This window comes from Novosphingobium sp. BL-A-41-Hi4B-X5A (assembly GCF_055521705.1).
In genome coordinates this window covers 2,331,371-2,356,316 of sequence record NZ_CM145500.1, presented here as the reverse complement: position 1 = coordinate 2,356,316, position 24,946 = coordinate 2,331,371, and the positions used below count along the sequence as shown (strand labels likewise).

At 65.3% G+C, this 24,946-nt stretch carries 25 protein-coding genes; 14 read left to right on the top strand and 11 right to left on the bottom strand.

The features are described from left to right. Nucleotides 1-98: 98 nt before the first annotated feature. Nucleotides 99-440: an arsenate reductase (glutaredoxin) gene (gene arsC, locus ACZ1JY_RS11445; protein WP_465129339.1), complete on the bottom strand. Its 342-nt coding sequence runs from the start codon at nucleotides 438-440 to the stop codon at nucleotides 99-101. 187 nt (nucleotides 441-627) lie between these two features. Between arsC and ACZ1JY_RS11440 the strand changes: the two genes are divergently transcribed. Then, nucleotides 628-2,709 (top strand): TonB-dependent receptor, encoded by a 2,082-nt coding sequence (locus tag ACZ1JY_RS11440; protein WP_465129338.1) that lies wholly within the window; start codon nucleotides 628-630, stop codon nucleotides 2,707-2,709. A gap of 54 nt (nucleotides 2,710-2,763) precedes the next feature. Here ACZ1JY_RS11440 and ACZ1JY_RS11435 read toward each other — a convergent pair whose 3' ends face one another. Further along, nucleotides 2,764-3,273 carry a (2Fe-2S)-binding protein gene (locus tag ACZ1JY_RS11435; protein WP_465129337.1) on the bottom strand — a complete coding sequence of 170 codons (510 nt, stop codon included), beginning with the start codon at nucleotides 3,271-3,273 and terminating at the stop codon, nucleotides 2,764-2,766. A gap of 32 nt (nucleotides 3,274-3,305) precedes the next feature. Next, nucleotides 3,306-4,070 (bottom strand): class II aldolase/adducin family protein, encoded by a 765-nt coding sequence (locus ACZ1JY_RS11430; protein WP_118072601.1) that lies wholly within the window; start codon nucleotides 4,068-4,070, stop codon nucleotides 3,306-3,308. Between ACZ1JY_RS11430 and ACZ1JY_RS11425 the strand changes: the two genes are divergently transcribed. Then, nucleotides 4,069-4,752 (top strand): SOS response-associated peptidase, encoded by a 684-nt coding sequence (locus ACZ1JY_RS11425; RefSeq protein ID WP_465129336.1) that lies wholly within the window; start codon nucleotides 4,069-4,071, stop codon nucleotides 4,750-4,752. The two genes, ACZ1JY_RS11430 and ACZ1JY_RS11425, sit on opposite strands and share 2 nt — an antisense overlap. A 3-nt stretch (nucleotides 4,753-4,755) precedes the next feature. On the opposite strand, the gene ACZ1JY_RS11420 is transcribed toward ACZ1JY_RS11425, so the two are convergent. After that, complete coding sequence (locus tag ACZ1JY_RS11420; protein WP_168903900.1) at nucleotides 4,756-5,448, bottom strand: HPP family protein; 693 nt, start codon at nucleotides 5,446-5,448, stop codon at nucleotides 4,756-4,758. Nucleotides 5,449-5,496: 48 nt separating this feature from the next. Here ACZ1JY_RS11420 and ACZ1JY_RS11415 point away from each other — a divergent pair, with 48 nt between their 5' ends. Further along, nucleotides 5,497-6,789, top strand: coding sequence for a chloride channel protein (locus tag ACZ1JY_RS11415; protein WP_465129335.1), 1,293 nt, complete (start codon nucleotides 5,497-5,499; stop codon nucleotides 6,787-6,789). Nucleotides 6,790-6,990: 201 nt separating this feature from the next. On the opposite strand, the gene rpsI is transcribed toward ACZ1JY_RS11415, so the two are convergent. Together rpsI and rplM are read right to left on the bottom strand one after the other, a co-directional pair. Next, nucleotides 6,991-7,530: a 30S ribosomal protein S9 gene (gene rpsI, locus ACZ1JY_RS11410; RefSeq protein WP_039332972.1), complete on the bottom strand. Its 540-nt coding sequence runs from the start codon at nucleotides 7,528-7,530 to the stop codon at nucleotides 6,991-6,993. Between the two features lie 2 nt (nucleotides 7,531-7,532). Continuing rightward, complete coding sequence (rplM, locus tag ACZ1JY_RS11405) at nucleotides 7,533-8,012, bottom strand: 50S ribosomal protein L13 (protein WP_039332974.1); 480 nt, start codon at nucleotides 8,010-8,012, stop codon at nucleotides 7,533-7,535. Nucleotides 8,013-8,243: 231 nt separating this feature from the next. On the opposite strand from rplM, the gene ACZ1JY_RS11400 reads away from it, so the two are divergent. Beyond that, nucleotides 8,244-8,603: a hypothetical protein gene (locus ACZ1JY_RS11400; RefSeq protein ID WP_465129334.1), complete on the top strand. Its 360-nt coding sequence runs from the start codon at nucleotides 8,244-8,246 to the stop codon at nucleotides 8,601-8,603. Here the strand turns inward: ACZ1JY_RS11400 and cutA are convergent. Together cutA and ACZ1JY_RS11390 are read right to left on the bottom strand one after the other, a co-directional pair. Then, entirely contained in the window at nucleotides 8,594-8,917 is a 324-nt protein-coding gene (gene cutA, locus ACZ1JY_RS11395) for a divalent-cation tolerance protein CutA (RefSeq protein ID WP_465129333.1), read from the bottom strand. The genes ACZ1JY_RS11400 and cutA overlap by 10 nt on opposite strands. Beyond that, complete coding sequence (locus tag ACZ1JY_RS11390) at nucleotides 8,914-9,978, bottom strand: COX15/CtaA family protein (protein WP_465129332.1); 1,065 nt, start codon at nucleotides 9,976-9,978, stop codon at nucleotides 8,914-8,916. The genes cutA and ACZ1JY_RS11390 overlap by 4 nt, the downstream gene beginning before the upstream one ends. Nucleotides 9,979-10,109: 131 nt before the next feature. Here ACZ1JY_RS11390 and ACZ1JY_RS11385 point away from each other — a divergent pair, with 131 nt between their 5' ends. Next, nucleotides 10,110-10,481: a MerC domain-containing protein gene (locus ACZ1JY_RS11385; protein ID WP_118072605.1), complete on the top strand. Its 372-nt coding sequence runs from the start codon at nucleotides 10,110-10,112 to the stop codon at nucleotides 10,479-10,481. A gap of 43 nt (nucleotides 10,482-10,524) precedes the next feature. Beyond that, nucleotides 10,525-11,520 carry a sulfur carrier protein ThiS gene (thiS, locus tag ACZ1JY_RS11380; protein WP_465129331.1) on the top strand — a complete coding sequence of 332 codons (996 nt, stop codon included), beginning with the start codon at nucleotides 10,525-10,527 and terminating at the stop codon, nucleotides 11,518-11,520. A gap of 142 nt (nucleotides 11,521-11,662) precedes the next feature. Here the strand turns inward: thiS and ACZ1JY_RS11375 are convergent, their stop codons facing one another. Next, nucleotides 11,663-13,927 carry an NADP-dependent malic enzyme gene (locus ACZ1JY_RS11375; RefSeq protein ID WP_168903906.1) on the bottom strand — a complete coding sequence of 755 codons (2,265 nt, stop codon included), beginning with the start codon at nucleotides 13,925-13,927 and terminating at the stop codon, nucleotides 11,663-11,665. A gap of 142 nt (nucleotides 13,928-14,069) precedes the next feature. Continuing rightward, nucleotides 14,070-15,716 carry a hypothetical protein gene (locus ACZ1JY_RS11370; protein ID WP_240344817.1) on the bottom strand — a complete coding sequence of 549 codons (1,647 nt, stop codon included), beginning with the start codon at nucleotides 15,714-15,716 and terminating at the stop codon, nucleotides 14,070-14,072. Nucleotides 15,717-15,870: 154 nt separating this feature from the next. On the opposite strand from ACZ1JY_RS11370, the gene mutS reads away from it, so the two are divergent. Both mutS and ACZ1JY_RS11360 read left to right on the top strand, forming a co-directional pair. Further along, nucleotides 15,871-18,447, top strand: coding sequence for a DNA mismatch repair protein MutS (gene mutS / locus ACZ1JY_RS11365; protein WP_465130902.1), 2,577 nt, complete (start codon nucleotides 15,871-15,873; stop codon nucleotides 18,445-18,447). Beyond that, nucleotides 18,440-19,054 (top strand): 5'-methylthioadenosine/S-adenosylhomocysteine nucleosidase, encoded by a 615-nt coding sequence (locus tag ACZ1JY_RS11360; RefSeq protein WP_465129330.1) that lies wholly within the window; start codon nucleotides 18,440-18,442, stop codon nucleotides 19,052-19,054. The genes mutS and ACZ1JY_RS11360 overlap by 8 nt, the downstream gene beginning before the upstream one ends. Nucleotides 19,055-19,173: 119 nt before the next feature. Here the strand turns inward: ACZ1JY_RS11360 and ACZ1JY_RS11355 are convergent, their stop codons facing one another. Next, complete coding sequence (locus tag ACZ1JY_RS11355; RefSeq protein WP_465129329.1) at nucleotides 19,174-20,430, bottom strand: NupC/NupG family nucleoside CNT transporter; 1,257 nt, start codon at nucleotides 20,428-20,430, stop codon at nucleotides 19,174-19,176. A gap of 89 nt (nucleotides 20,431-20,519) precedes the next feature. On the opposite strand from ACZ1JY_RS11355, the gene ACZ1JY_RS11350 reads away from it, so the two are divergent. The 6 genes from ACZ1JY_RS11350 (at nucleotide 20,520) to ACZ1JY_RS11325 (ending at nucleotide 24,946) form a co-directional block, all read left to right on the top strand. Next, on the top strand, nucleotides 20,520-21,167 hold the full coding sequence (locus ACZ1JY_RS11350; protein WP_118072611.1) for a queuosine precursor transporter: 648 nt from the start codon (nucleotides 20,520-20,522) through the stop codon (nucleotides 21,165-21,167). 63 nt (nucleotides 21,168-21,230) lie between these two features. Continuing rightward, nucleotides 21,231-22,139 carry an acetylglutamate kinase gene (argB, locus tag ACZ1JY_RS11345; protein WP_118072612.1) on the top strand — a complete coding sequence of 303 codons (909 nt, stop codon included), beginning with the start codon at nucleotides 21,231-21,233 and terminating at the stop codon, nucleotides 22,137-22,139. An 80-nt stretch (nucleotides 22,140-22,219) separates the two neighbouring features. Next, nucleotides 22,220-22,750: a hypothetical protein gene (locus ACZ1JY_RS11340; protein WP_465129328.1), complete on the top strand. Its 531-nt coding sequence runs from the start codon at nucleotides 22,220-22,222 to the stop codon at nucleotides 22,748-22,750. 154 nt (nucleotides 22,751-22,904) lie between these two features. Continuing rightward, nucleotides 22,905-23,204, top strand: coding sequence for a YggT family protein (locus ACZ1JY_RS11335; RefSeq protein ID WP_039332988.1), 300 nt, complete (start codon nucleotides 22,905-22,907; stop codon nucleotides 23,202-23,204). A gap of 26 nt (nucleotides 23,205-23,230) precedes the next feature. Then, nucleotides 23,231-24,124, top strand: coding sequence for a bifunctional methylenetetrahydrofolate dehydrogenase/methenyltetrahydrofolate cyclohydrolase FolD (folD, locus tag ACZ1JY_RS11330; RefSeq protein WP_465129327.1), 894 nt, complete (start codon nucleotides 23,231-23,233; stop codon nucleotides 24,122-24,124). A 51-nt stretch (nucleotides 24,125-24,175) separates the two neighbouring features. Then, nucleotides 24,176-24,946 carry a hypothetical protein gene (locus ACZ1JY_RS11325; RefSeq protein WP_465129326.1) on the top strand — a complete coding sequence of 257 codons (771 nt, stop codon included), beginning with the start codon at nucleotides 24,176-24,178 and terminating at the stop codon, nucleotides 24,944-24,946.

Here is a 24,946-nt window from a genome sequence, read left to right as displayed (position 1 = left end):
CGACCCTGTTCGAAGTCATCCCGCGCATCCGCAAAGTCGCGCTGCATATGTATAGGGACGCCGGCGCAAGATCATAGGCGTCGCCCTTCCCCGGCCTCTTACAAGATCTCCAGCACCTTTTCCTTCGGACGGCACAGGCGCACGCCCTTGTCCGTCTCCACCAGCGGGCGTTCGATCAGTTTGGGTTCGGCGGCCATGGCGGCGAGGACGGTGGCGTCGTCGGCTGAGGGGAGGCCGCGCTCTTCGGCGTCGGTGCCGCGCAGGCGCAGGCCCTGTTGCGAGGTGAGTCCAGCGTCGCGGTAGAGCTGGGCGAGCTTTTCGGTGCTCGGGGGCGTCTTGAGGTATTCGATCACCGTCACGTCCGCGCCCGCTTCCTGCAGCATCGCCAGCGTGTTGCGCGAGGTGCCGCAATTCGGGTTATGCCAGATCGTTGCCTTCATCGGTGCCTCCTGCAGGTGCGTTTCAAGCGTCATAGCCCTGCAAACACTGGCCGCAACGCCTGCGTTTTGATGCAGGTCAATGTTATTGCGAAAAATTCGCAAAAATTGGCTTGCAAGTGCGATTGAGTCGCAATACTCGCCCTCTTGCGAATGATTATCGCAAGCGTTGAATGCCAAGGGGACTACCGTGAACCGTTTTTCCAGCCTGCTGCTCGCCGGAACCATGTTGATGCCCTCTTCCGCCTTTGCAGAGGAACTGGTGCCCGCCGATGCCGCGCTGGAAGCGGACAGCGCCAACACGGTGATCGTGGTGACCGGCACTGCCGACGGCTATCGCCCGGTCGATGCCAATGCGGTGAAGACGCCCACCCCGCTGGTCAACGTGCCGCAGACCATTACCGTGCTCACGCGCGAGCAGCTGGACGATCAGGGCATCACCCAGCTTGGCGATGCGCTACGCTATGTCCCAGGCGTGGTGCTTGGCCAGGGCGAAGGCCACCGCGACCAGATCACCATTCGCGGCCAGAACACCACGGCAGACTTCTATTTCGATGGCTTGCGCGACGACACGCAGTACTACCGCTCGCTCTACAACATCGAGCGCGTCGAAGTGCTGAAGGGTGCCAATGCGCTGCTGTTCGGCCGTGGCGGCGGCGGCGGCGTGATCAACCGCGTCAGCAAGACGCCTGACCTTGACCGCACCAAGGGCCAGGCCAGCGCCAATGTCGACAGCTTCGGCGCGTTCGCCCTTGCCGCCGACTGGAACCAGCCCTTCACAGAAACGGTCGGCGGGCGCCTGAATGCCACTTACGAGGAATTCGACAACCACCGCCAGGAGTTCGAGGGGCGCTTCATCGGCGTGAACCCGACCATGGCCTTCCAGCCCGGCGAAGCCACGCGGATCGAGCTGTCCTACAACTACGACGATGATCGCCGCATCACCGATCGCGGCGTGCCCTCGCTGAACGGCAAGCCGCTGACCGGCTATGACGATACCTTCTTCGGCCGCGCCGATACCAACATCGCCACGGTGAAGGCGCACATCGCGCAGGCCCGGCTCGACCACGAACTGGCCGAGAACCTGAGCTTCAACGTGCTTGGCCAGTACAGCCACACCGACAAGCTCTATGGCAACATCTTCGCCAGCGGCGCCGTGAACACCACGAACAACACCGTCGCGCTTGCCGGATACGAGAGCGGCACCGTACGCGGCAGCTGGATCGGGCAGGCGAACCTCGTCTGGACCGGACAGACCGGCGGGATCGGCCACACTCTGCTGGCAGGGGTCGAATTTGCCGATCAGGACACACTCGCCACGCGCCGCAACACCCCCAGCGGCAGCGTGACACTGGCCCGGAGGCTGACCGTGCCCGCGCTGGCCTATGGCGCGCTCGTGTCGAACAGCAACACCGATGTGCGCACGATCTCGGCCTATATCCAGGACCAGATCGAGCTGGCCTCGTTCCTGCAGGTCGTCGCAGGCGTTCGCTTTGACGAATTCCGCATCACCGGCCGCAATGCGATCAACGGCGTGGGCGCATCGCGCACGGACCGCAAGTGGTCGCCGCGCTTTGGCGTGATCCTCAAGCCGCAGGAGAACGTCAGCTTCTACGGCAGCTTCACCCGCACGTTCCTGCCGCAATCTGGCGACCAGTTCGGCGCGCTCGATCCGGTGCAGGCGACGCTTGCGCCCGAAAGCTTCGAGAACATCGAGGCGGGGGTGAAGTGGGACGTGAACCCGAACCTTGCATTCACGGCAGCGGTCTATCAGCTCGATCGCGACAATTCGCGCTTCAACAACCCGGTTACCGGCTTGCCCGAGCTTTCGGGCAAGACCCGGGCCAAGGGTGTCGAATTGTCGCTGGCGGGCCGTGTGCTGCCCGACTTGCAGGTGAGCCTGGGCTATACGCTGCAGGATGGCGAAGTGCGTTCGCAGACCACGGCTGCGCCTGCCGGGCGCAAGCTCTCGCAGCTGCCGCGCCACCAGGCATCGGCGTGGACGCGCTATGATGTGACCGACAAGCTCGGCCTTGGCCTCGGGCTGACGCACCAGTCGAAGAGCTTCACCACGATCAGCAATGCGGTGACGCTGCCGGCGTTCACCCGGCTTGACGCAGCGGTGTTCTACGATCTGTCGGAGAACCTTTCGATCCAGCTCAATGTCGAGAACCTGACCGACACCGACTACTTCCCCGCCGCACACACCGACAACAACATCTCCACCGGCGAGCCGCTCAACGCCCGCCTGACGGTGCGTGCAAAGTTCTGAAACACCCCCGGCGCTCTCCCCTTCCCCCCTCGCGAGGGGAGGGCGCCACCCCTTTCAGCCTGCGCCGGGCGCGACGATCGCCGGTGGCGGGGCGGCACTGATCGTCTCCTCGCCGCGCATGACGCGGGCCGCGCGCTGGATCGCACGGGTCAGGCGCGGATAGACGCCGCAGCGGCAGATGTTGGTGATGGCGCGGGCGATGTCTTCATCACTCGGGCTGGCGTTACTGGTCAGCAGCGCGGCTGCGGCCGTGACGATGCCGGGCGTACAGAACCCGCACTGGATCGCCTGTTCGGCCACCAAGGCCTGCTGCACCGGGTGCGAGCGGTCACCCGACAAGCCTTCGATAGTGGTGACGCTGCGCCCCTCGGCCTCGCCCAGCGACAGGGTGCAGCTGGGCATTGCCTGCCCGTCAACGATGACCATGCAGGCGCCGCATTCGCCGGTGCCGCAGCCATATTTGGTGCCGGTGAGGTTCGCCGCATCGCGCAGCGCCCAGAGCAACGGGGTATCGTCCTCGAGACGATACTGCACGGGCTGGTTGTTGACGGTGAGGCGGGCCATGGCCGTGGCTTAGCCCGCCGCGCCCGTTTCGATCAATCCCGCCAGCTGCGGTCGATCCGGTCGATGCGGCGGGTCCATGCGGCAAAGTCCGCCTCGCCGACGCGACCGCCGGCGCTGACCTGCGAAAGATCGCGCTGGTGCACCTTGATGACATCCTCGCCGACATGGATTGGCGGGCGGCCCATCGACAGCGTCGCCATCTGGATCTCACAGGCGCGCTGCAGGCTCCACTGCGTGATGAACATCTGCTGCAGCGTTTGGGCCAGCACCACCGGACCATGGTTGCGCAGCATCAGCACGCGCTTGTCGCCAAGGTTGGCCAGCAGGCGCTCGCCTTCCTCGGCGCGGACGGTGACGCCTTCGAAATCGTGATAGGCGAGCTGGCCGGCGAAGTTGCAGGCGTAGAAGTTGATCGGCATCAGCCCTTCTTCAAGGCTGCACACTGCCATCGTCTCGGTCGTATGGACGTGAGAGATGGCGTGGGCCCAAGGCAGGTGGCGGTGGAAGTAGGCGTGCTGGGTGAAGCCTGCCTGGTTCACCGGATAGGGGCTGTCGTCGAGCTTGTTGCCGTCGATGTCGATCTTGACGAGGTTTGAGGCGGTAACCTCGCTGTAGAGCAGGCCGAACGGGTTGATCAGGAAGGCGCCTTCCTGATCCGGCACTTTCAACGAGATGTGGTTGTAGATCGATTCGGACCAGCCAAGGTGATCATAGATGCGGTAGCAGGCGGCGAGTTCCTGCCGGGCATGCCATTCGGCATCGCTGCATTCGATATTCGGCCGCAAATGGGTGGCCATGGCGCTCTCCCGCACATATCTGGTTGTTATGTGCAACTTGTATCGCATGACCAGCAACGTGCAAGCCATCGCGCAGATGTTCGCGCCACTGGCGAATGCGCAGGTCAATCTCCCGGCGTTTTCGGAGATCTACCCCGACGCCGAGGCGCCCGTGCTGATCGCGCGCGGGCCGACGCGCAGGCTGGGCACGATGCGCTGGGGCTGGCCACCGTTCGGCGAAGTGAAGCGCCCGGTGACCAACATCCGCAACCTCGCCTCGCCGATGTGGCGGGCGGCGCTGGAGGACCCGAATCGGCGCTGCCTCGTGCCGGTGACGGCCTTCTCGGAATGGTCGGCCACGCCGGACCCGGTGACTGGCCGCAAGCGCAAGCACTGGTTCGCGCTGAAGGAGCAGGAACTGTTCGCCTTCGCCGGACTGTGGCGACCGACGGCGGAAGGGCCGCGCTTTGCTTTCCTTACGTGCGAGGCCAACGCCGTGGTCGGGCGGGTTCATCCAAAGGCGATGCCGGTGATCCTCGGCACGGCGGAAGCCGCGCATCAGTGGCTGACCGTGCAAGGCGATGCGGCGGCGGCCATGCAGCGCCCCTATGCCGACGCGGCGATGATGGAGATCGATGTGGCGGAAACTGCACCCGCCGCCTCCCCTGCGCCACGCAAGCCGGAGCAGCCCAGCCTGTTCTGACACCTACTTGTGATCATCCTCCCAGCGCCGCAGCACGCGGCGTTCGACCGCGCGGAACAGCGCGTCGAGATCATCGGGTTCGACGTCGAGCGTCTCGTCCCAGTCGGCAAGGACGGCGTCGAGATCTTCGCGGTCATAAGTCACGGTGCGCAAGGGCGCCGGGGATGGTGGCACGACCGGGATGTGCGGCCAGGGGTGCCCGGTCATGGCATTGTAGAGCCACCCGACGCCAGCGATGCCGATCACGTTGAGCGCAAGCGGAGCCAGTGGCCCGGGCAAATGGGCGGCAGGCGCAATCCCGGCCATGGCGCCGAGTATTGCCGCCGCGCCGCCGGGGGGATGGGTACAGCGGGCGATGGCCATCACGGCAATCGCACCGCCAACTGCAAGGCTGACGGCCACGGGCGCGCCGATCCCGCCAAGCGCGCAAAGCTTGCCCACGGCCATGCCGACCAGGACCGAGATGAGATTGCCGCCGACGACCGGCCACGGTTGTGCCAGCGGACTGGCTGGCACCGCAAAGACGAGCACGGCCGAAGCCCCGACAGGAGCCATGATCCACGGCAAGCCCTCGCCTGCCGGAACCAGATGGCCGAGCAGCGCGGCAAGCGCGATGCCAAGCACTGCGCCGATCGCTCCCCGCTGCCAGCCCGTGCGGAACCAGCCGAGCCTTGAGGCCCCCGTTGCCGAACTCATTCCCGTCCTCTCCTTGTCGGCCAGTCCATGGCGGTCTAATCGCGTCGGATGCAAGTGTTTGATTTCCGCAAGGCATTCAAGGACGCCAGCCTGCCTACGGTACGGGCGAGGGTAGCGGCGCTTGGCGGCGCGATCCTGCTCAGCGTCGTGGCGGTCCTGTTCGCGCGGGCGGGCGAGTGGGCGCAGACGCTGTTCGCCGTGCTTTACCGCGTCGCGCCGCTGAGTCCGCTGGTGCTGACGCCGCTGGTCTTTGCAGGCGTGGTCTGGGCAACGCGGCGCTGGTTTCCGGCGGCGCGCGGCTCGGGCATTCCGCAAGTCATGGCCGCCGGACACAATCCGACGGCTGCGGCGCGCGGACCGCTGGTTTCGATGAAGAGCGCGGTGGGCAAGCTGTTTGGCACCACAGCGCTGCTGCTGGTCGGTGGATCGGCGGGACGCGAAGGACCGACCGTGCAGGTGAGCGCGGCGCTGATGGTGGCGGTTCATCGCTGGCTGCGCGTGCCGGTTACGGCAGGCGTGATCATTGCCGGCGGCGCGGCGGGCGTCGCTGCGGCGTTCAACACGCCGCTGGCGGGCGTGGCTTTCGCGATCGAGGAACTGGCTTCGGCCTTCGAGCAGCGGCTGGCGGTGCTGGTCATGGCCGTCGTGATGATCGCCGGTGTGGTGAGCCTCGGTCTGGCGGGGGACTATGTCTACTTCGGCGCGATGGCACAGCGCCTGCCCTTGTCCGACCTGTTCGTGCTGGCGCCGCTGGCAGGACTGGTCGGTGGCGTGCTTGGCGGGCTGTTCTCGCGGGCTCTGATCGGGATGGCCTTTTCGCAGAGCCCGATGCTGCTGCAGGTTCGCGCCCACCCGATCGTTCTTGCCGCAGGGTGCGGACTGGTCGTGGCACTTACCGGGCTTGCCACCAGCGGGTCGAGCTGGGGCACGGGCTATGACACGACCAAGTTGCTGCTGGCAGGGGGCGATGCTTCGCTGCTGTTTGGGCCGGGCAAGTTCGTCTCGACGCTGGCAACGGCGTTGAGCGGCGCGCCGGGTGGCATCTTCGCCCCATCACTGTCCGTCGGCGCGGGCGTCGGGCAGTTGCTCGCTGCGGGCTATGCCGAGGTTGGCCCCGGGGATGCGCCGGGGGCGATCGTGGTGCTGGGGATGATCGGCTATTTCACCGGCGTCGTTCGCGCGCCGCTGACCGCCTCGATCATCATCATGGAGATGACGGCGGACCGGACGATGGTCCTGCCACTGTTCGCAACGGCACTGATCGCCGACTGGGCCAGTGCCAAGGTGTGCAAGCCCAAGCTCTACCACACGCTGGCCAAGCAGTTCGCGCCTGCCGAGTGAGCGAGCTCAAGGGGTTGGAAGCTCTCCACCCGCTGCGACTAGTTACGTCTTCGGCTCGATAAGCCTCGGTCCCTTCCCCCCTTCGACAAGCTCAGGATGAGCGGGAAGGGTTGGGCATGGGCAAGCGACATGCACGCCCATGAAAAAAGGGGCCGGTCCGAAGACCAGCCCCTGATTTCGTTCTGCCTTGCGGCAAGAAGCTTAGCGCTTCGAGAACTGGAAGCTGCGGCGGGCCTTGGCCTTGCCGTACTTCTTACGTTCAACGACGCGCGGGTCGCGAGTAAGGAAGCCGGCGGCCTTCACGGCGCTGCGCAGTTCGGGTTCGAACTTCGACAGGGCCTGGGCGATGCCGTGCTTGACCGCGCCGGCCTGGCCCGAAAGACCACCACCCTTGACGGTGCAGACGATGTCGTACTGGCCTTCGCGACCGGCGACTTCGAACGGCTGGTTGATCACCAGACGCAGGGTCGGACGGGCGAAGTAGACTTCCTGATCGCGGCCGTTGACGGTGACCTTGCCCGAACCGGGCTTGAGCCACACGCGGGCCACGGCGTCCTTGCGGCGGCCGGTGGCGTAGGAACGGCCCTGCGCATCGACTTCGCGAGCGCGGATCACGGCAGCGGGGCCGGTGCGGACGGGAGCGGCTTCACCAGCTTCGGCAGGAGCAGCAGCAACCGGAGCGGCTGCGGTCAGGTCCTTGAGGTCGGCGAGGCTCGACACGGTGTTTTCGGTTTCGGCCATGATTATGCACCCACCTTGTTCTTGCGGTTCATCGAGGCGACGTCGAGCGCCACCGGCTGGGTGCCGCCATGCGGGTGCTCGGCACCGGCATAGAGGTGAAGGGCGCGCATCTGCGCACGGCCGAGCGGGCCGCGGGGGATCATGCGCTCAACCGCCTTTTCAAGCACGCGCTCGGGGAAGCGACCACCGAGGACCTTGTCCGCGGTGACTTCCTTGATGCCGCCGGCATAGCCGGTGTGCTTGTAGTAGGTCTTGTTCTTCAGCTTGTTGCCGGTGAACTTGACCTTGTCGGCGTTGATCACGACAACGTGATCGCCGCAATCGACGTGCGGGGTGTAGCTCGGCTTGTGCTTGCCGCGCAGATGGTTGGCGATGACGACGGCGAGACGGCCGACGACCATGCCTTCGGCATCGATCAGATGCCAGTTCTTCTCCACCTCGGCCGGCTTGATCGACCGGGTGACCTTGCTGAGAGCCTTCATGGCTACGGGTTCCCTGAATTCGGTGCGTCGATCCAAGCGGGAATCCGCTGCTTCACGACGAAGGAAGCGCGCCTTTGTTGCAAATGCCCGCCAGAGTCAAGCAAACTGCGGGTTTTGGGAGAGGTAAAATAATACCACTACAGATTTGGTGCATGTCTGACCCACCTGTGCAGGCAGTTGCTTGGCCGACCGCCCTACGCCATGAAGCGAGGCGCGAGGAGAATACAAACAATGGCCGGCCTGACAGACGCTATCATTGAATTGTTGATCGCGGACACGACCGAGAGTCTCCCAGCCGACCTGCTATCATTTTATCGCAACCCTCCTGGGAGGAAGCCGCATCCGCATTCCCTTCGCATAAAAGAGGCGCTGGCAGGAATGAGCGATGAGGCTGCGATGGAAACCATTCGAGCTGTCATCGATGCAACGGTGTTCAACATGCTCTACCTGATTCATAGCGAATTTCGTGGCGAAGGCATTGAGATCATGGCCTCGCAGGGCGGCGATCGGGTGCGATTGAATAACTCCGGCTTGCACGAGCTTTATCGGGCCAAGGTCAATCCGGGCGGTTCGCCATCAGATCAGAATTGAGGTCCGCAATCCGCTTCCAGCCAGCCCAGCGTCGCCGCTCCCGCCGCATCGCAGCGCCAGCCGGAGATCGCGGGGGCGTCGTAGGGGTGGAGGGCTTCGAGGCGGGCGACGGCCGCATCCAACAGGTCTGCGCGGGTCTTGAACAGGACGGCGACTTCGCTGCCCTCGCCGCGCTCGCCGTTCCAGCGGTATAGCGAGCGAACGGCGGGGAGGATGTTGGCGCAGGCGATCAGGCGCTCTTCGAGCAGCGTGTCTGCCACAGCTTCAGTGCTTTGCAGGTCGCCGAAGGTGGACCAGATCAGCGCGGCGGTCATTTCGCCGCGTGTCTCGGGCTGCCGAGGATGTGGGCGCACCATACCGTCGTCGCCACGAGCAGCGCGCCGACGAGCTGGTGGAGGACGCCGAGCCAGATGGCGACGCCGCTCCATACCGTCAGGATGCCGAGCAGGACTTGGGTGCCGAAGACGGAGTGCAGCACGACAGAGGCCTTGCGGTCGGTCCGGCGCAGTTTGCGGGCGACGACGACCAGCACGGCAACCACGCCCCAAGCCCACCAGCGGTGGATGAAGTGGACAAGGAATGGATCAGACAGGAGCGCGTGGCCTGCGCCCATCGCCCAGTCGACGCCATCGGGATAGACCTTGCCCTGCATCAGCGGCCAGGCGTCCCAGTTGAACCAGCCGCCGCCTGCCGAAGTTCCGGCGCGCAGGCCCGCTACCAGCGCGCCGTAGAATAGCTGGAACACCAGCATGACGAGAGCGAGCAGGCCGAGGCCCCGGAGCTTCGAACGGCCCTCGCCCTTGCCCAGCGCGATCAGGTCGAGCGCGGTCCAGACGAGACCAGCGAGCGTGAACAATGCGACCAGCAGGTGCGTGGCGAGGCGGAAGTGGCTGACCTTGACGTCGTTGACGATGCCGGACTTGACCATCCACCAACCGACCGCACCTTGCAGCGCGCCCAGTGCCAGCAGGGCGAGCAGGCGGGGCTTGTAGCCTTCAGGGATGCGGCCCTTGACCCAGAACCACGCCAGCGGTGCGGCAAAGACCAGGCCGATGGTGCGGGCGAGCAGGCGGTGGACCCACTCCCAGAAGAAGATGAACTTGTAGGTCTCGATCGTCATGCCTGCCGGGCCGTTGACCAGCTGGTACTGCGGCGTGGCGCGATAGGCGTCGAATTCGGCCTGCCACTGCGCTTCGGTGATCGGTGGCAGCGTGCCGCTGACCGGTTTCCATTCGGTGATCGAAACGCCCGATTCGGTCAGGCGGGTGATGCCGCCGACCACGACGATGGCGAGAACCATGAAGGCGACGATGAACAGCCAGCGCGACAGGGCGATGGCGTCGCTGCGAAGCTTGGGCGAGACGCTGTTGCTCATGGCGCTGCCCCTGCTCCTGCCTTTGCGGAATCGCAAGAGCGATTGTCGGGCAGGGCCGTGGACCTTCGGACAGGACAGAAACTCATGAGGCCTTCTTGCGCGATGTTACATTATAACATATATGCCGGCGCATGAGTGATGCCCTGCTTGCCCTGCGTGCCCGGCTTGACCGGATCGGCGTGCTCCTTTCGGGGCTGTGCCTGATTCACTGCGTGGCAGGCCTGTTTCTTGTGGGCATGCTCGGCATTGGCGGCGGCGTGCTGCTCAATCCCGACATCCACCGCTGGGGCCTGGCATTCGCGCTGGTGATCGGCGCGGCAACCATCGGCATCGGCGCACTGCGGCACGGGCGCTTCCTGCCACTGGCGATTGGTGGGACCGGCCTTGCGCTGATGGGCGCAGCCGTCGCAGTCGGCCATGGCGACGCCGAAGTGGCGCTGACGGTGGGCGGCGTCATTCTTGTAGCCACTGCGCACTTCATCAACATGCGCGCCTCTCACTAAGGCCATACTTGCACCCTGCCCCCGCGCCGCTAAAGCGGGCCGCATGACTGGACTGCTCTCCCTTACCGTCAACGGCGAACCCCGCCGCGCCGCGCCCGGATCGATCGCCGATCTGGTGCGCAGCCTCGAACTCGAACCGACCAAGGTTGCGGTCGAGCGCAATGGCGAGATCGTGCCGCGTTCGACGCTGGCCGATGTGGCAATTGCCGAGGGCGACGTTCTGGAAATCGTGCATTTCGTAGGCGGAGGACAAAGCGACGTGACGGATTCGAATGATACCTGGACCGTTGCCGGACGCACCTTCCGCTCGCGCCTGATCGTCGGCACCGGCAAGTACAAGGACTTCGAGCAGAATGCTGCGGCGGTCGAGGCTTCGGGGGCGGAGATCGTCACCGTGGCCGTGCGCCGGGTCAATGTGTCGGACCCCAAGGCGCCGATGCTGACCGACTATATCAACCCGAAGAAGATCACCTACCTGCCCAACACCGCTGGCTGCTTTGACGCTGAAAGCGCGATCCGCACGCTGCGCCTGGCGCGCGAGGCGGGTGGCTGGGATCTGGTGAAGCTTGAAGTGCTGGGCGAGGCGCGCACGCTCTATCCCAACATGATCGAGACGATCCGCGCGACCGAAGTGCTGGCCAAGGAAGGCTTCCTGCCGATGGTCTATTGCGTGGACGATCCGATTGCGGCCAAGCAGCTTGAGGACGCAGGCGCGGTGGCGGTCATGCCGCTGGGCGCGCCGATCGGTTCGGGCCTCGGCATCCAGAACAAGGTGACGGTGCGCCTGATCGTCGAAGGTGCCAAGGTGCCGGTGCTGGTCGACGCGGGCGTCGGCACCGCATCGGAAGCTGCCGTGGCGATGGAACTTGGTTGCGACGGCGTGCTGATGAACACTGCAATTGCCGAAGCCAAGGACCCGATCCGCATGGCCCGCGCGATGAAGCTGGCGGTGCAGGCCGGGCGCGATGCCTACCTCGCGGGCCGCATGCCGACGCGAAAGTATGCCGACCCGTCGAGCCCGCTGGCTGGGTTGATCTGAAGCAGCCGTTGCGCGGGGTGCCCACCCCGCTGCGACTAACTTCACTACGTTCAGTAAGTCTCGCGACCCTCCCGCATGCGGGAGGGTGCAAATGCCACCTTCTTAACCCCCTCCCGCAAGCGGGAGGGGTCGGGGGTGGGCATTACCCCACGACCCCGGCCGCCGCCAGCACCGCCAGCGTCAGGATATCGGGCGCGAGCGAGGTCATCGGGGCGATCTGGACGGGCTTTTCCATGCCCAGCAGCATCGGGCCGATCACGGCATTGCCGGCAAGTTCGCGCAGCAGCTTGGCCGAGATGTTGGCCGACTGCAGGCCAGGCATGATCAGCACGTTGGCGGGAGCGGAAAGGCGGCTGAAGGGATAGTTGGCCATGACCTTGGGGTTCAAGGCGGCATCCGGGGCCATTTCGCCTTCGTATTCGAAGCCGGGATCTTCGGCATCGAGGATGGCAACCGCACCGCGGATCGATTCGAGCCAGCGGCCATAAGGATTGCCGAAGGTAGAGTACGAGAGAAACGCGACGCGCGGTTCGTGGCCCATGCGGCGTGCGACGGCGGCCGTTTCCTTGGCAATATGCGCCAGATCCTCGGCCGAAGGGCGCTCGTTCACGGTCGTATCGGCCAGGAACACGGTGTAGTTCTTGGCGACCATCAGGTGAATGCCGAAGGGCAGGTGGCCGGGCTTGGGATCGAGAACGCGGCGCACTTCCTTCATCGACTGCGCGAAGGTGCGCGTCATGCCGGTGATCAGCGCATCGCCATGGCCGAGGGCGACGAGCAGCGAAGCGAAGACGTTGCGGTCCTGGTTGACCATGCGCTTGACGTCACGCTCAAGATAGCCGCGGCGCTTGAGGCGTTCGTAGAGGTAGGCAACCATCTCGGGCACCAGCGGCGAGACGGCGGAGTTGTGGATCTCGTAGGACGCCGGATCGCTGACGCCGAGTTCGGTCAGCAGATCGAGCACGCCCTGGGTGCGTCCGACCAGCACCGGTGTGCCATAGCCGAAATCCTTGAACTGGATCGCGGCACGCAACACCACCTCGTTCTCGGCCTCGGCAAAGACGACGCGCTTGGGATTGTCCTTGGCCTGCGCGAAGACGTTGGTCAGCACCGAGGTCGTCGGGTTGAGGCGCGCCTTGAGGCTGGTGCGATAGGCATCCATGTCCTCGATCGGCTTTTGCGCCACGCCCGAGTCCATCGCGGCCTGCGCCACGGCCGACGACACGACTTCCATCAGGCGCGGATCGAACGGCGCGGGGATGATGTAGTCGAGACCGAAGGTGTGGTTGATGCCATAGGCAGCCGCCACTTCCTCGGGCACCGGCTCGCGCGCCAGCTTGGCGATGGCTTCGGCGGCGGCGATCTTCATTTCCTCGTTGATCGTCGTCGCCTGAACGTCGAGCGCGCCGCGGAAGATGAAGGGGAAGCCGAGCACGTTGTTGACCTGGTTCGGGTAATCCGAACGGCCCGTGGCGACAATGCAGTCCGGCCGGACGGCCTTGGCTTCGGGCGGCGTGATTTCCGGGTCCGGGTTGGCCATCGCGAAGATGATCGGCTGCGGCGCCATCTTGGCCATCCAGTCGGAACGGAGCGCACCGGCAGCGGAAAGGCCGAGGAAGATGTCGGCCCCGACCAGCGCGTCCTCGAGGCTGCGGGCCGACGTATCGACCGCGTGCGCACTCTTCCACTGGTCCATCCCGCTTTCGCGGCCGCGATAGATCACGCCCGAACGATCGCACATGATCACGTTGTTGTGGCGAACGCCCATGGCCTTGATCAGCGCGGTGCAGGCAATCGCCGCAGCGCCTGCGCCGTTGACCACGACCTTTACGTCCTCAAGCTTGCGCCCGGTCAGGTGGCAGGCGTTGAGCAGGCCAGCGGCAGAAATGATTGCCGTGCCGTGCTGGTCATCATGCATCACCGGAATCTTCAGGCGCTCTTTCAGGGCCTGTTCGATGATGAAGCATTCGGGCGCCTTGATGTCTTCAAGGTTGATGCCGCCGAACGAGGGCTCCATCAGCGCAACCGCTTCGATGAAAGCGTCGGGATCTTCGGTGGCGAGCTCGATGTCGATCGAATCAACGTCGGCAAAGCGCTTGAACAGCACGGCCTTGCCTTCCATCACCGGCTTCGATGCTAGCGCGCCGAGATTGCCGAGGCCGAGAATCGCAGTGCCGTTGGAGATCACCGCAACGAGGTTGCCCTTGGCGGTGTAATCATAGGCGGTGGCGGGATCTTCGGCGATGGCGCGGACCGGAACCGCGACGCCGGGAGAATAGGCCAGCGACAGATCGCGCTGGGTCGCCATCGGCTTGCTGGCGATGATCTCGATCTTACCCGGGCGGATCGTGTTGTGGTAGAAAAGCGCCTCGCGTTCGGTGAAGCGGACGTTGCTTTCCTCGGACATGGTTCCCCCAAGTTTAATCGGACAATAGGCAAAGGCAGTGTCCGACCTTTGACGCTACGTCAAGGCGCGCAGGCAGTGCGCAACAGTTCGAAAACACCAAATTTGCCGAAACCGTATTACGCGCAAGCTATGGCATGTCGCTTCAGAAATCCTTCGGTTGCCACGTCGGGATGCCGAGGCGCCTTACCTTGAATAACAGGCTGCGTCCTTCCTGCCAGACCAGCTGCAAACGAGGATCGGCGCGGTGGGGCAGACCGGTGTCGATCAGCCAGACATAGTCCACGCGCTCGATCGGGGCGTACTTGAGCGCAGTATCGACGTTGCGACGCCAGCCGCCTGCGCAACCGCGCGACCAGACGAACTCCGAGGGGTCCGCCGTGAAGTTGCGACCCGGGCGGAAGCGCGGCACGACCATATGCAGCCCAGGGACCGCCCAATTGTCGTTGACCCAGGCCTGCCGGTAGAGGCTGGCAAGGCTGGCGAGGTGATCGCGGCGGGTGTTGCGCCAGGATTCGTCGAGGCAGGAATGCTCGACGAATGCGAGGACGCGGCTGCCGGGTTCGACATGGGTCAGCGCGGAAAGCTGCTTGTTGTAGTCCTCGGCATAGCCGTTGAAGCTCCACGCCGTGACGGTGAGGCGTACGGCTAGCAGGGCCATGCCAGCATAAGCGACGACGCGGGCCCATTGCGGGCGGCGGGCGCCGCTCCAATCCTGCAGGCCGAGGCCGAGCATGGCGGCAACCGGCAGGATGCGGATGTCCACGAAGGCCGACCCGTTGATGTCGCTCGGGATCGCCAGAAACAGCAGGAACACCATCAGCGCGGGCATGCCCTGCCGGAAGCGCCACTTTGCGCCGAGGAACGGCCCGACCAGCACCAAGAGGCAGGCGATGATCGTGGTCCCGGCATCGAGCAGCTTGGACTGGTCGCGCAAGGTCAGCACGAAGGACCAGGCCTTCTGGTCCCAGCGCCAGATGTTCATCGACTGGACGGGCGGCGAGAACGCCTTCCACAGCACGATCGTGATCACCGTGGCGAGCAGCGGCCAGCACGCCTGCCACAGGCGCAGGCCAATGGCCTTCCAGTCAAGCGTGCGCAGCCACTGGCGGTTGGTCAGATCGCGCCAGCGCCAGCCTTCGGGCAACTCGTCGAGCGCGCGACCGAACGCGTGTGCGCCGACAAGCAGCGCCAGCAGCAGGCCGCCGATTGCATGGCACAGCATCGCCACCGGCTGCGCGATCACTAGCATCGCGGCGCGCGCCCTGGGGTTGCGCTGTTCGAGCCACAGGGAGGCGCCGAACGCGGTCAGCGAGAGGCCGGTGGCGAGGATATAGTTGAGGAATCCGGTAAGCAGCGGGAAGCTGAACACGAACATCAGCGACCATGCCGCAGCGTGCCCACCCTTGGGGTTGAGCATGCGGATGGTCCACAGGCAGCCGCCAGCGAACAGGCCGGTGGCGAGCACGGTGCTCCACCAGCCCGCTGCAAGGATGCCGAACTGTGCGCCGAGCACCTTCATCAGCACGCCGCCGCCGATGTTCAGCGTGAACACCCATTTCCAGGTGAAGTACTGTTCAAGCGGGTTGCCGGGACCGGCGGCCTCGATCGCGGCGGCGCCCATGTGGCCCGGCACGTCGATCAGGGGCGGCACTTCGACCAGCGCGAAAGGCGCGCAGACGAGCAGCACGGCGATGAGGATGCCGGGGCCGGAAAGCCACGGCAGCGCACCTGCGCGGGCCCAGGCAGTCTTGAGACCCCGGAGCCAATCCTTTTCGCGGACTTGCGTCAAACCGTAAGTACCCCCACAAGACCGGAACCGTCCCCATGCTGCCTGCTCTGCGCAGGCTGTGCGCTGGAGTTGCGGATATCCCGGTGTCGATGGTTTGAGAAACACGTCGCGCTCGTCTAGCCACGTGCGCGTGACGCCTAATGCCCCAACTCCGATGATGGCGCAATATCTTGCGCTTAAACAGCAGGCTGGCGACTGCCTCCTGTTCTACCGCATGGGCGACTTCTTCGAGCTGTTTTTCGACGACGCGAAGATCGCCGCGCAAGTCCTCGATATCGCGCTGACCAGCCGTGGCGAACATGGCGGCGCGCCAATTCCGATGTGCGGCGTGCCGGTCCATTCGGCCGAGGGCTACCTTGCCAGATTGATCAAGGCAGGTTGCCGCGTGGCCATCGCCGAACAGGTCGAAACCCCCGAGGAAGCGAAGAAACGCGGCGGTTCCAAGGCGCTGGTGGCGCGCGACATCGTCCGATTCGTGACAGCGGGCACGCTGACCGAGGAAGCGCTGCTCGAACCGCGCCGGGCCAATGTGCTGGCCGCGGTGTGCGAAGTGCGCGGCGCTATCGGCATTGCCGCCTGCGACATCTCGACCGGGCGCATGGAGCTTGAGGAATGCGCCCCGGAGCAGATGGGCGCGGCGCTGGCCCGGCTTGGCGCGAGCGAAGTGGTTGCACCCGAATCGTGGGAGAATGCGCCAGTTGATTGCGTGCCGCGTCCGAATCGGTCGTTCGGCAGCGATGAAGGCGAGGCCCGGCTGAAAGCGGTGCATGGCGTTTCGACGCTGGACGGCTTCGGACAGTTCACGCGGGCGATGCTGGCTGCGGCTGGCGGTCTCGTCACTTACCTTGACCATGTCGGGCGCGGTGCGCTGCCGCTGTTGCTGCCGCCGGTGGCGCGTGAGGCCGGCACGCACATGGCAATGGACGAGGCGACGCGAAGCAGTCTCGAGATTCTTGTCAGTTCCGGCGGCACGCGGCGCGGTTCGCTAGTCGAGGCGATTGACCGGTGCGTGACGGGTGCCGGCGCGCGACAACTGGCCGAGGACCTGTCCGCGCCGCTGACCGATGCGCGTGCGATCAACCGCAGGCTGGAGCTGGTTAGCTGGCTGCACGACGATCCGCTGCTGCGCGGCGACATTCGCGGCATCCTTCGCGCCCTGCCCGATGTCGGCCGTGCGCTGGGCCGGGTCGTGGCGGGACGTGGAAGCCCGCGCGATCTGGGCCAACTGCGCGACGGATTGGCCGAAGCGCGCCGCCTTCACGATCTTCTGCGCGCTCGCGCCGACCGGCCCGAGCCACTGGATGCGATGCTGCCTTCGCTGTCCGGCCATGGTGCATTGTGCGATCTCTATGCCCGCGCACTGGTGCCTGCACCGCCGACCGAACGCTCGCAGGGCGGCTACATTGCCGAAGGCTACGACGCTGCGCTTGACGAGTTGCGCCGGGTATCAGGCAATGCCCGGCGGGCGATTGCGGCGCTGGAAGCCAAGTACCGCGACGACACCGGCATCACGGCGCTGAAGATTCGCCACAACGGCGTGCTGGGCTACTTCATCGAAGTCCCCGCAAAGCACGCCGACCGCCTTATGGCGCCCGAGTCCGGCTTTACCCATCGCCAGACCATGGCGGGGGCGGTGCGCTTCAACGCGCTCGCCCTGCACGAGGAAGCCAGCCGGATCGCCGAAAGCGGCGGACATGCGCTGGCGGCAGAGGAAGCGCATTTCGAGGAACTGGTGGCCCACGCTGTCCGCGGCAAAGAAGCAATTGCCGCCACAGCTGCCGCGCTGGCCCGGATCGACGTGGCGGCAGGGCAGGCCGAACGTGCTTCCGAAGGCGGCTGGGCCCTGCCGCGCGTGGTGGACGAGCCTTGCCTCGAAATCATGGGCGGGCGGCATCCGGTGGTGGAGGCCGCACTGGCAGCCAAGGGCGAACGCTTTGTCGCCAACGACTGCGCGCTCAATGCGCAGGACCGGCTCTGGCTGGTTGGCGGGCCGAACATGGGCGGTAAATCGACTTTCCTGCGCCAGAACGCGTTGATCGTGCTGCTGGCGCAAGCGGGCGGCTTCGTGCCGGCTCAAGGTGCGACGATCGGGCTGGTCGACCGCCTGTTCAGCCGCGTCGGTGCTGCGGACAACCTCGCGCGTGGCCGATCGACCTTCATGGTCGAGATGGTCGAGACGGCGGCGATCCTGAGCCAGGCGACGGAGCGCAGCTTCGTCATCCTCGACGAGGTCGGGCGCGGCACCTCGACCTATGACGGACTGTCGCTGGCATGGGCGGTGGCTGAGGCGATTCATTCGATCAACCAGTGCCGCTGCCTGTTTGCGACACATTACCACGAGCTATCGCGCCTTGCTGAAGCTTGCGATGCGCTCTCGCTCCACCACGTCCGCGCGCGGGAGTGGAAGGGCGATCTAGTGCTGCTCCACGAGCTGGCGGAAGGCCCGGCGGACAAGTCCTATGGCTTGGCGGTAGCGCGGCTGGCTGGCGTTCCCGCGCCGGTTCTCAAGCGCGCCAAATCGGTGCTGGAAAAGCTGGAGAAGGGCCGCGCTGCCACCGGCGGGCTGGCTGCGGGGCTGGATGACTTGCCACTGTTTGCCGCCGCGATCGAAGCGGCAGAAGAAAAGGTGGACGCCCTGCGCGAACGCCTCAACGGCCTCGACATCGACGCGCTGTCGCCGCGCGAGGCTCTGGACCTGCTTTATCAACTGAAGGCGCAGGCGAATGGTTGAGCTGACAGCTCTGGGGAAGAAGCGCGCCTTGTTTGTGATGGCGGCCGAGCCGGAGTACGGCCCACACTTGCGCGCGCGGTTCGTGCCGCTGATCACCGGCATCGGACCTGTCGAGGCGGCGCTGCACGTGGGCGTGGCGCTGGCGCGATTGGAGGCAGCGGGCACCCTGCCCGACCTGATCGTCTGCCTCGGCTCGGCCGGATCGCGGCGCTGTGCGCTGGGATCAATCCACCAGATCGGCAGCGTTTCGTGGCGCGACATGGACGCATCTGCGTTGGGCGTGGAACCCGGCGTCGTGCCCTATCTAGATGAACCCAAGGAACTGCCGCTGGAAACGCCACTGGACCTGCCCATCGCCACACTGTCGAGCGGGGGCGATGTCGTCAGCGGCGATCACTGGGACCGGGTGAGCGCAGACATGGTCGACATGGAAACCTACGCCGTCGCCCGCGCGGCGCGCACATTCGGCGTGCCACTGGTTGGCCTGCGCGGCGTATCGGACGGACCGGGCGAACTTGCAGGCGCGCACGACTGGCACAAGCTGCTGGGCTACCTCGATGGGGAACTGGCCAAGGCGGTAGACCTGCTGGCCGCGCATTACGGGTGATCCCGCTTTCATCGTCGGCCCGGACTTGATCCAGGCATAGGCTTCTTCTTTCGTTCGCCGAAGAAAGGCCCTGCCCCGGATCAAGTCCGGGCCAACGATTTCAAGGGTGGGGTCGAGCCTTAAAGGCTGAGGAACAACCCCGCCAGCGCAGCACTCATCAGATTGCTTAGCGCGCCGGCCACAAGGGCGCGGATGCCGAGCTTGGCGATGACGGGGCGCTGGTTGGGGGCGAGGCCGCCGGTGACGGCCATCTGGATTGCGATCGAGCTGAAGTTGGCAAAGCCGCACAGGGCGAAAGTGACTATGGCGACGGTGTGCGCGGAAAGCGCAGTGTCCTTGCCCAGTTCGATGAAGGCGACGAATTCGTTGAGGACGATCTTGCTGCCGAACAGGCCGCCTGCCTGCATCGCCTCGGTCCAGCCGTCTGCGCCGAGAAGATAGAAGACCGGCGCGAAGACATAGCCGAGCACAATCTGGAACGAGAGGTCTGGCGCGCCAAACCAGCCGCCGATCCAGCCAAGGATGCCATTGGCCAGCGCGACCAGCGCCACGAAGGCCAGCACCATCGCGCCGACCGCAACGGCCAGCTTCACGCCGGTTTGCGCACCCTGGCTGGCGGCCATGATGATGTTGGCAGGGCGCTCTTCCTCGTCAGAGGCGAGGCTGGGCTTGACGTGAGGGTTGGGCAGGGCCTCGTCGGCGACTTCGGCGGGGACCGGCGGCTCGTCGGGCATCATCAGTTTGGCCATGAGAATGCCGCCGGGCGCGGACATGAAGGCGGCGGCCACCAGATAATCGATGCGGATGCCCATGCTGGCGTAGGCGGCAAGGATCGTGCCCGCAACACCCGCCATGCCCACGGTCATCACGCAGAACAGCTGGCTGGGGTTGAGCCCTGCCAGATAGGGCCGGATCACGAGCGGCGATTCGCTCTGCCCCACGAAGATATTGCTGGCAGCGCACAGCGATTCGACCTTGCTGATGCCGGTGACCTTTTCCAGCGCGCCGCCGATCCAGCGGATCACCAGTTGCATCACGCCGAGGTAGTAAAGGATCGAGATCAGCGCGGCGAAGAACACGATCACCGGCAGCGCCGAAATGGCAAAGCTGGTGCCGCCGATCGCCGGGTCTGCCAAGGGGCCGAACAGGAACTGCACGCCCGCGCGGGCGAAGCCGAGCAAGCTTTCCACCCCGCCCGCCGCACCTTGCAGCAGGCGATTGCCGACCGGGACATAGAGCACCAGCGCGGCAAAGCCGGCCTGCAGCGCGAAAGCCGCAGCCACCACGCGCAGGCGGATAGCGCGACGGTTCGACGAGAGCAGGAAAGCGAGGGCAAGGATGAGCACCATCCCGAGAAGACTGGAAGCGACACGCATCGGGAAGGACTTGCTCCGAGAGGCAAATTGGTTGCAATGGTTTCTAATAGCGAATTGGCGGGAGGTTAAAAGCGCGCTATCGGCCCGAAATGCACGATACCACCGCGCCTGCTGCCGCAATCCCCCGTTCGCTGTTCCTCTTCGCGCTGTTCTATGGCGGAATGGTGACGTTGGGCGGTGTGCTGGGCGCAAAGCAGGTGGCGCTCGGCCCCCTTGCGGTGGAGGCCGGAATATTTCCCTTCCTCACCCTCGTCGCCATTTCCAGCGGCATTGCCGAACTGCACGGCAAGGACGCCGCAGACCGCCTTGTCCGCTATGGCTTCCTGCCGCTGGCTTTTGCCATCGCGCTGACGCTGTTCGTGCTGAACCTGCCGACCGACCCCGGCATGTACGAACCCGCCAAGGAAGCCTTCCCGATCATCCTTGGCCAATCATGGCGGATGATGCTGGCCGGGATCATGGCCTATGGCGTGTCGGTGACGCTGAACGTGTGGATCTTCAATCGCCTGCGCGGTGCGGCTGGGCGGTTTCTTGCCGTGCGCGGATTCATTGCCGCAGCGCTTTCGCAGGTTGTCGACACGCTGATCTTCATTTCGGTCTCGTTCTATGGCGTGCGCCCGATTGCCACCCTGATGGCGGGGCAGATGCTGGCCAAGGTTGTGCTGTCGGCAGTGCTGGTGCCGCTGATCATCGCGCTGGTAATGAAGATCGGCCGCAGACTCGACAACGCGGCATAAGCTGCCGTTACGCGCGCAACGCCAATATTGGATTCTGCAGGCATTGCGCGTAAGGGCGCGCGCATGAGCCAGAACCACGACCCCGCGATGCTTGCCAAGGCCGAGACCCTGACCGAGGCGCTGCCCTATCTCCAGCGCTATGCCGGCAAGACTTTCGTGGTGAAGTACGGCGGCCACGCGATGGGCGATCCCGAACTGGCACAGGACTTTGCCGAGGATATCGTGCTGTTGAAGGCGGTGGGGATCAACCCGGTCGTCGTTCACGGCGGCGGGCCGCAGATCGGGCGGATGCTGAAAGCGCTCGGCATCGAATCGCAGTTCGTCGACGGCCTGCGCGTGACCGACAAGCAGACCGCCGAAGTCGCCGAAATGGTCCTGGCCGGTGCGATCAACAAGGAATTGGTCAGCTGGATCGCCCGCGCAGGTGGCAAGGCCATCGGTATTTCCGGCAAGGACGGCGGCATGGTCGTTGCCCGCAAGGTCCAGTCAAAGAAGTCGCCCAAGGCGATTGAAGGCGAAGATGGCGATCCGATCGTGGTCGACCTCGGCTTCGTCGGTGAGCCCGACCGGATCGATACGACCGTGATCGACACCATCGTCAATGCCGGAATGATCCCCGTGATCGCCCCGATCGGCGTGGGGCCGGATGGCGAGACCTACAACATCAACGCCGACACCATGGCCGGCGCGATTGCCGCAGCGCTGGGCGCATCGCGCCTGTTCCTGCTGACCGATGTCCCGGGCGTGCTCGACAAGGACAAGAACCTGCTCACCGACCTGCGCCCCGCCGACATCGCACGGCTGGCCGAGGACGGCACGATCAGCGGGGGCATGATCCCCAAGCTCGAGACTTGCGTCCACGCGGTCGAGGCAGGCTGCGAGGCGACTGTCGTGCTCGACGGGCGCGTGCCCCATGCCATGCTGCTGGAGATCTTCACCGCGCGCGGTGCTGGGACGCTGATCCGCGCCTGACGGACGCAGCTCATCCTCCGAATTGGATGATGATTGCATTAACGGACGGAACCGGACCGGCTGCCACTCGTCCCTGCGGCATGATCCGCACCGCACTTGTCATGGCTGCTGCTTCAGCACTCGTCTTCCACCTTGGCGGCTGCCAGCGGGGACCGGCGTCCCCTGCAGAAGAGAGCGCAGCAATGGCTGCGCCGGCCGCGCTGTCTTCCGGCAGCCCTGTGCAGAAGGCCGAGCCTGCGTTGTCCGGCGAGGCGGCTCAGCCCTCGCTCGCCAAGCGGCCCGAGGACGTGCTCGACGCTTTCGCCGCCGCCATCGAAGCGCGCGACTGGCGCAGTGTCCGCGCCTTTTGGGCAGACAAGGGCGATCGCAGCGGCATGGACGGCGCGATGTTCGCCGAAACCTGGGGCAGGCTGAAGGCGCCATCGGTGGTCATCAGCGAGGGCCAGCAGGAAGGTGCGGCCGGTTCGATCTATTACACCGCGCCGGTCGTCATCACCGATGGTGACCGCACGATCACCGGCGAGGTCATCCTGCGCCGTGTCAACAACGTGCCCGGAGCATCGGCCGAACAGTTGCGCTGGCACATCGACAGCACGACCTTGAAGCCCTAAGACCGACAGCGGCACAGCTTGCCTAAATTGTAAGTAGCACATACAGAGCGGCGCCATCGCTGCCCTGTAGCGGCATCGCGGGCACTTGTGGCCCGGCAAGAGGGTCGGCTAGGAGCATGGCTCGCTCTCACTCTGCCGTCGAGGATTTGCACCGATGCTGCTCTACACGCTGATCGCCATGATCAACTACCTCGTGAACATCCTTGTCGTAGTGGTCATCGTGCAGTTCGTGCTGAGCCTGCTCATCTCGTTCAATGTCGTGAACATGCACAACAATGCGGTTGCGGCGGTGTGGAAGGCGCTGAACGCTATCCTTGAGCCGATGCTGCGGCCGATCCGCAAGATCCTGCCCGATACTGGCGCGCTCGATTTCTCGCCGATGGTGCTGATCATCGGCCTCAACCTGCTGACGATCCTGCTGAGCGGCATTGCCGCTTCCTCGGCCGGAATGTGAAGCGCAAACTCGCTAGATTATAGACGATGACTGCTGCCGTGATCGACGGAAAGGCCTTCGCCGCCACCCTGCGCGCCCGCGTGGGCGACCTTGCCGCTGCGTTCGAAGCGCAGGCCGGGCGCAAGGCTGGCCTCGCCGTGGTGCTGGTGGGCGAAGACCCGGCAAGCCAAGTCTATGTGCGCTCCAAGGGCAAGAGCACGCTCGAGGCCGGCATGAACAGCTTCGAGCACAAGTTGCCTGCCGAGACTTCGGAAGCCGATCTGCTGGCGATGGTCGAGAAGCTCAACGCCGACCCAGCTGTCGATGGCATCCTTGTCCAGCTGCCGCTGCCCAAGCACATCGACGAGCAGAAGGTCATCGCCGCGATCAATCCCGACAAGGACGTCGACGGCTTTCACGTGACCAACGCCGGCCGCCTTGCCGTGGGGCAGCCGGGCTTCGTGCCCTGCACGCCGCTGGGCTGCCTGATGCTGCTCAAGGACAAGCTTGGTGACCTTTCCGGCCTCGACGCAGTGGTGATCGGGCGGTCCAACATCGTTGGCAAGCCGATGGCGCAACTGCTGATCGCGGAAAGTTGCACCGTCACCGTGGCGCACAGCCGCACCAAGAACCTCGCCGAAGTGGTGAAGCGGGCCGATATCGTGGTGGCTGCGGTGGGGCGTCCCGAGATGGTCAAGGGCGACTGGATCAAGCCGGGCGCGACCGTGATCGACGTGGGCATCAATCGCGTGCCCGGCGCCGAAGCCGGCAAGACGAAGCTTGTGGGCGACGTGGACTATGCCTCTGCCGCCGAAGTTGCCTCGGCCATCACGCCGGTGCCCGGCGGCGTCGGCCCGATGACGATCGCCGTGCTGCTGCGCAACGCACTCGTTGCAGCTTATCGCAACGAAGGGTTGGAGCTGGCCGCAGACGCGATCTGATCTACCCTGCGCGGGGTGGGCAGGCTGCGGCGCATCGGCTAGGCTGATGCGATGAAGCGCCTGATACCCCTCGCATTCCTGCTTGCCGCCGCCCCCGCGTTGTCGGAGCCTGCCGCTGATTCGCAAAGGTCGGGCCGGCCGCAGCGCGCCTATGCCAATCCTTCGGCGCTGATCGCCGCGGACATCGGCTTTGCCCGCCTTGTCCGCGACAAGGGCCAGTGGACTGCTTTCCGCGAGACCGCCGACGAGACCGCCGAAATGTTCGAGGGCGGGCGCAAGCTTGCCAAAACCTTGCTCAAAGACCGCAAGGACCCGCCCGCGCCGGTAAAGTGGGCGCCGCACCTGGCGTGGATCAGCTGCGATGGCACCGCCGGGCTGACCTATGGCGCATGGCAGGGTCCCTCAGGCGGAGACGGCGAATATGTCACCGTGTGGCAGCGCCAGTTCAAGGGCAAGGTCGACTGGAAGTGGGTGCTTGATGATGGGCAGAATCTCGCCTCGCCTTTGCGTGAGGTGGACTGGGCCGAAGGCAAGGTCGCCGATTGCCCGGTCCGCCGTCGTCCGGCCAGCGACCCTGCGCCGCAGCCCGGCAGCAAGCGCGAGCGCAAGGAGGACAGCAAGCTTCCTCCCATGCGTCCGCTTGCCGGAGCCATTCCGGCATCCGACGGCGGCGACAGCAAGGACGGCCAATCGCGCGACGGCAGCCTGGCGTGGCGGTCGAGCGTGATGCCCGATGGCAGCCGCCGCTTCACGGCGTGGATCTGGAAGGACGGCGCAATGCAGGAAGTCATCGCACGCAGCTTCAAAGCGAACGGAGCCTGA

Bases quoted from the DNA above. Each gene is read 5' to 3' on its own strand.
- arsC (WP_465129339.1), bottom strand. From the start codon at position 440: ATGAAGGCAACGATCTGGCATAACCCGAATTGCGGCACCTCGCGCAAC.
- ACZ1JY_RS11435 (WP_465129337.1), bottom strand. From the start codon at position 3,273: ATGGCCCGCCTCACCGTCAACAACCAGCCCGTGCAGTATCGTCTCGAG.
- ACZ1JY_RS11425 (WP_465129336.1), top strand. From the start codon at position 4,069: ATGGCGCTCTCCCGCACATATCTGGTTGTTATGTGCAACTTGTATCGC.
- ACZ1JY_RS11430 (WP_118072601.1), bottom strand. From the start codon at position 4,070: ATGGCCACCCATTTGCGGCCGAATATCGAATGCAGCGATGCCGAATGG.
- ACZ1JY_RS11420 (WP_168903900.1), bottom strand. From the start codon at position 5,448: ATGAGTTCGGCAACGGGGGCCTCAAGGCTCGGCTGGTTCCGCACGGGC.
- ACZ1JY_RS11415 (WP_465129335.1), top strand. From the start codon at position 5,497: ATGCAAGTGTTTGATTTCCGCAAGGCATTCAAGGACGCCAGCCTGCCT.
- rpsI (WP_039332972.1), bottom strand. From the start codon at position 7,530: ATGGCCGAAACCGAAAACACCGTGTCGAGCCTCGCCGACCTCAAGGAC.
- rplM (WP_039332974.1), bottom strand. From the start codon at position 8,012: ATGAAGGCTCTCAGCAAGGTCACCCGGTCGATCAAGCCGGCCGAGGTG.
- ACZ1JY_RS11400 (WP_465129334.1), top strand. From the start codon at position 8,244: ATGGCCGGCCTGACAGACGCTATCATTGAATTGTTGATCGCGGACACG.
- cutA (WP_465129333.1), bottom strand. From the start codon at position 8,917: ATGACCGCCGCGCTGATCTGGTCCACCTTCGGCGACCTGCAAAGCACT.
- ACZ1JY_RS11390 (WP_465129332.1), bottom strand. From the start codon at position 9,978: ATGAGCAACAGCGTCTCGCCCAAGCTTCGCAGCGACGCCATCGCCCTG.
- ACZ1JY_RS11385 (WP_118072605.1), top strand. From the start codon at position 10,110: ATGAGTGATGCCCTGCTTGCCCTGCGTGCCCGGCTTGACCGGATCGGC.
- thiS (WP_465129331.1), top strand. From the start codon at position 10,525: ATGACTGGACTGCTCTCCCTTACCGTCAACGGCGAACCCCGCCGCGCC.
- ACZ1JY_RS11375 (WP_168903906.1), bottom strand. From the start codon at position 13,927: ATGTCCGAGGAAAGCAACGTCCGCTTCACCGAACGCGAGGCGCTTTTC.
- mutS (WP_465130902.1), top strand. From the start codon at position 15,871: ATGATGGCGCAATATCTTGCGCTTAAACAGCAGGCTGGCGACTGCCTC.
- ACZ1JY_RS11360 (WP_465129330.1), top strand. From the start codon at position 18,440: ATGGTTGAGCTGACAGCTCTGGGGAAGAAGCGCGCCTTGTTTGTGATG.
- ACZ1JY_RS11355 (WP_465129329.1), bottom strand. From the start codon at position 20,430: ATGCGTGTCGCTTCCAGTCTTCTCGGGATGGTGCTCATCCTTGCCCTC.
- ACZ1JY_RS11350 (WP_118072611.1), top strand. From the start codon at position 20,520: ATGCACGATACCACCGCGCCTGCTGCCGCAATCCCCCGTTCGCTGTTC.
- argB (WP_118072612.1), top strand. From the start codon at position 21,231: ATGAGCCAGAACCACGACCCCGCGATGCTTGCCAAGGCCGAGACCCTG.
- ACZ1JY_RS11340 (WP_465129328.1), top strand. From the start codon at position 22,220: ATGATCCGCACCGCACTTGTCATGGCTGCTGCTTCAGCACTCGTCTTC.
- ACZ1JY_RS11335 (WP_039332988.1), top strand. From the start codon at position 22,905: ATGCTGCTCTACACGCTGATCGCCATGATCAACTACCTCGTGAACATC.
- folD (WP_465129327.1), top strand. From the start codon at position 23,231: ATGACTGCTGCCGTGATCGACGGAAAGGCCTTCGCCGCCACCCTGCGC.
- ACZ1JY_RS11325 (WP_465129326.1), top strand. From the start codon at position 24,176: ATGAAGCGCCTGATACCCCTCGCATTCCTGCTTGCCGCCGCCCCCGCG.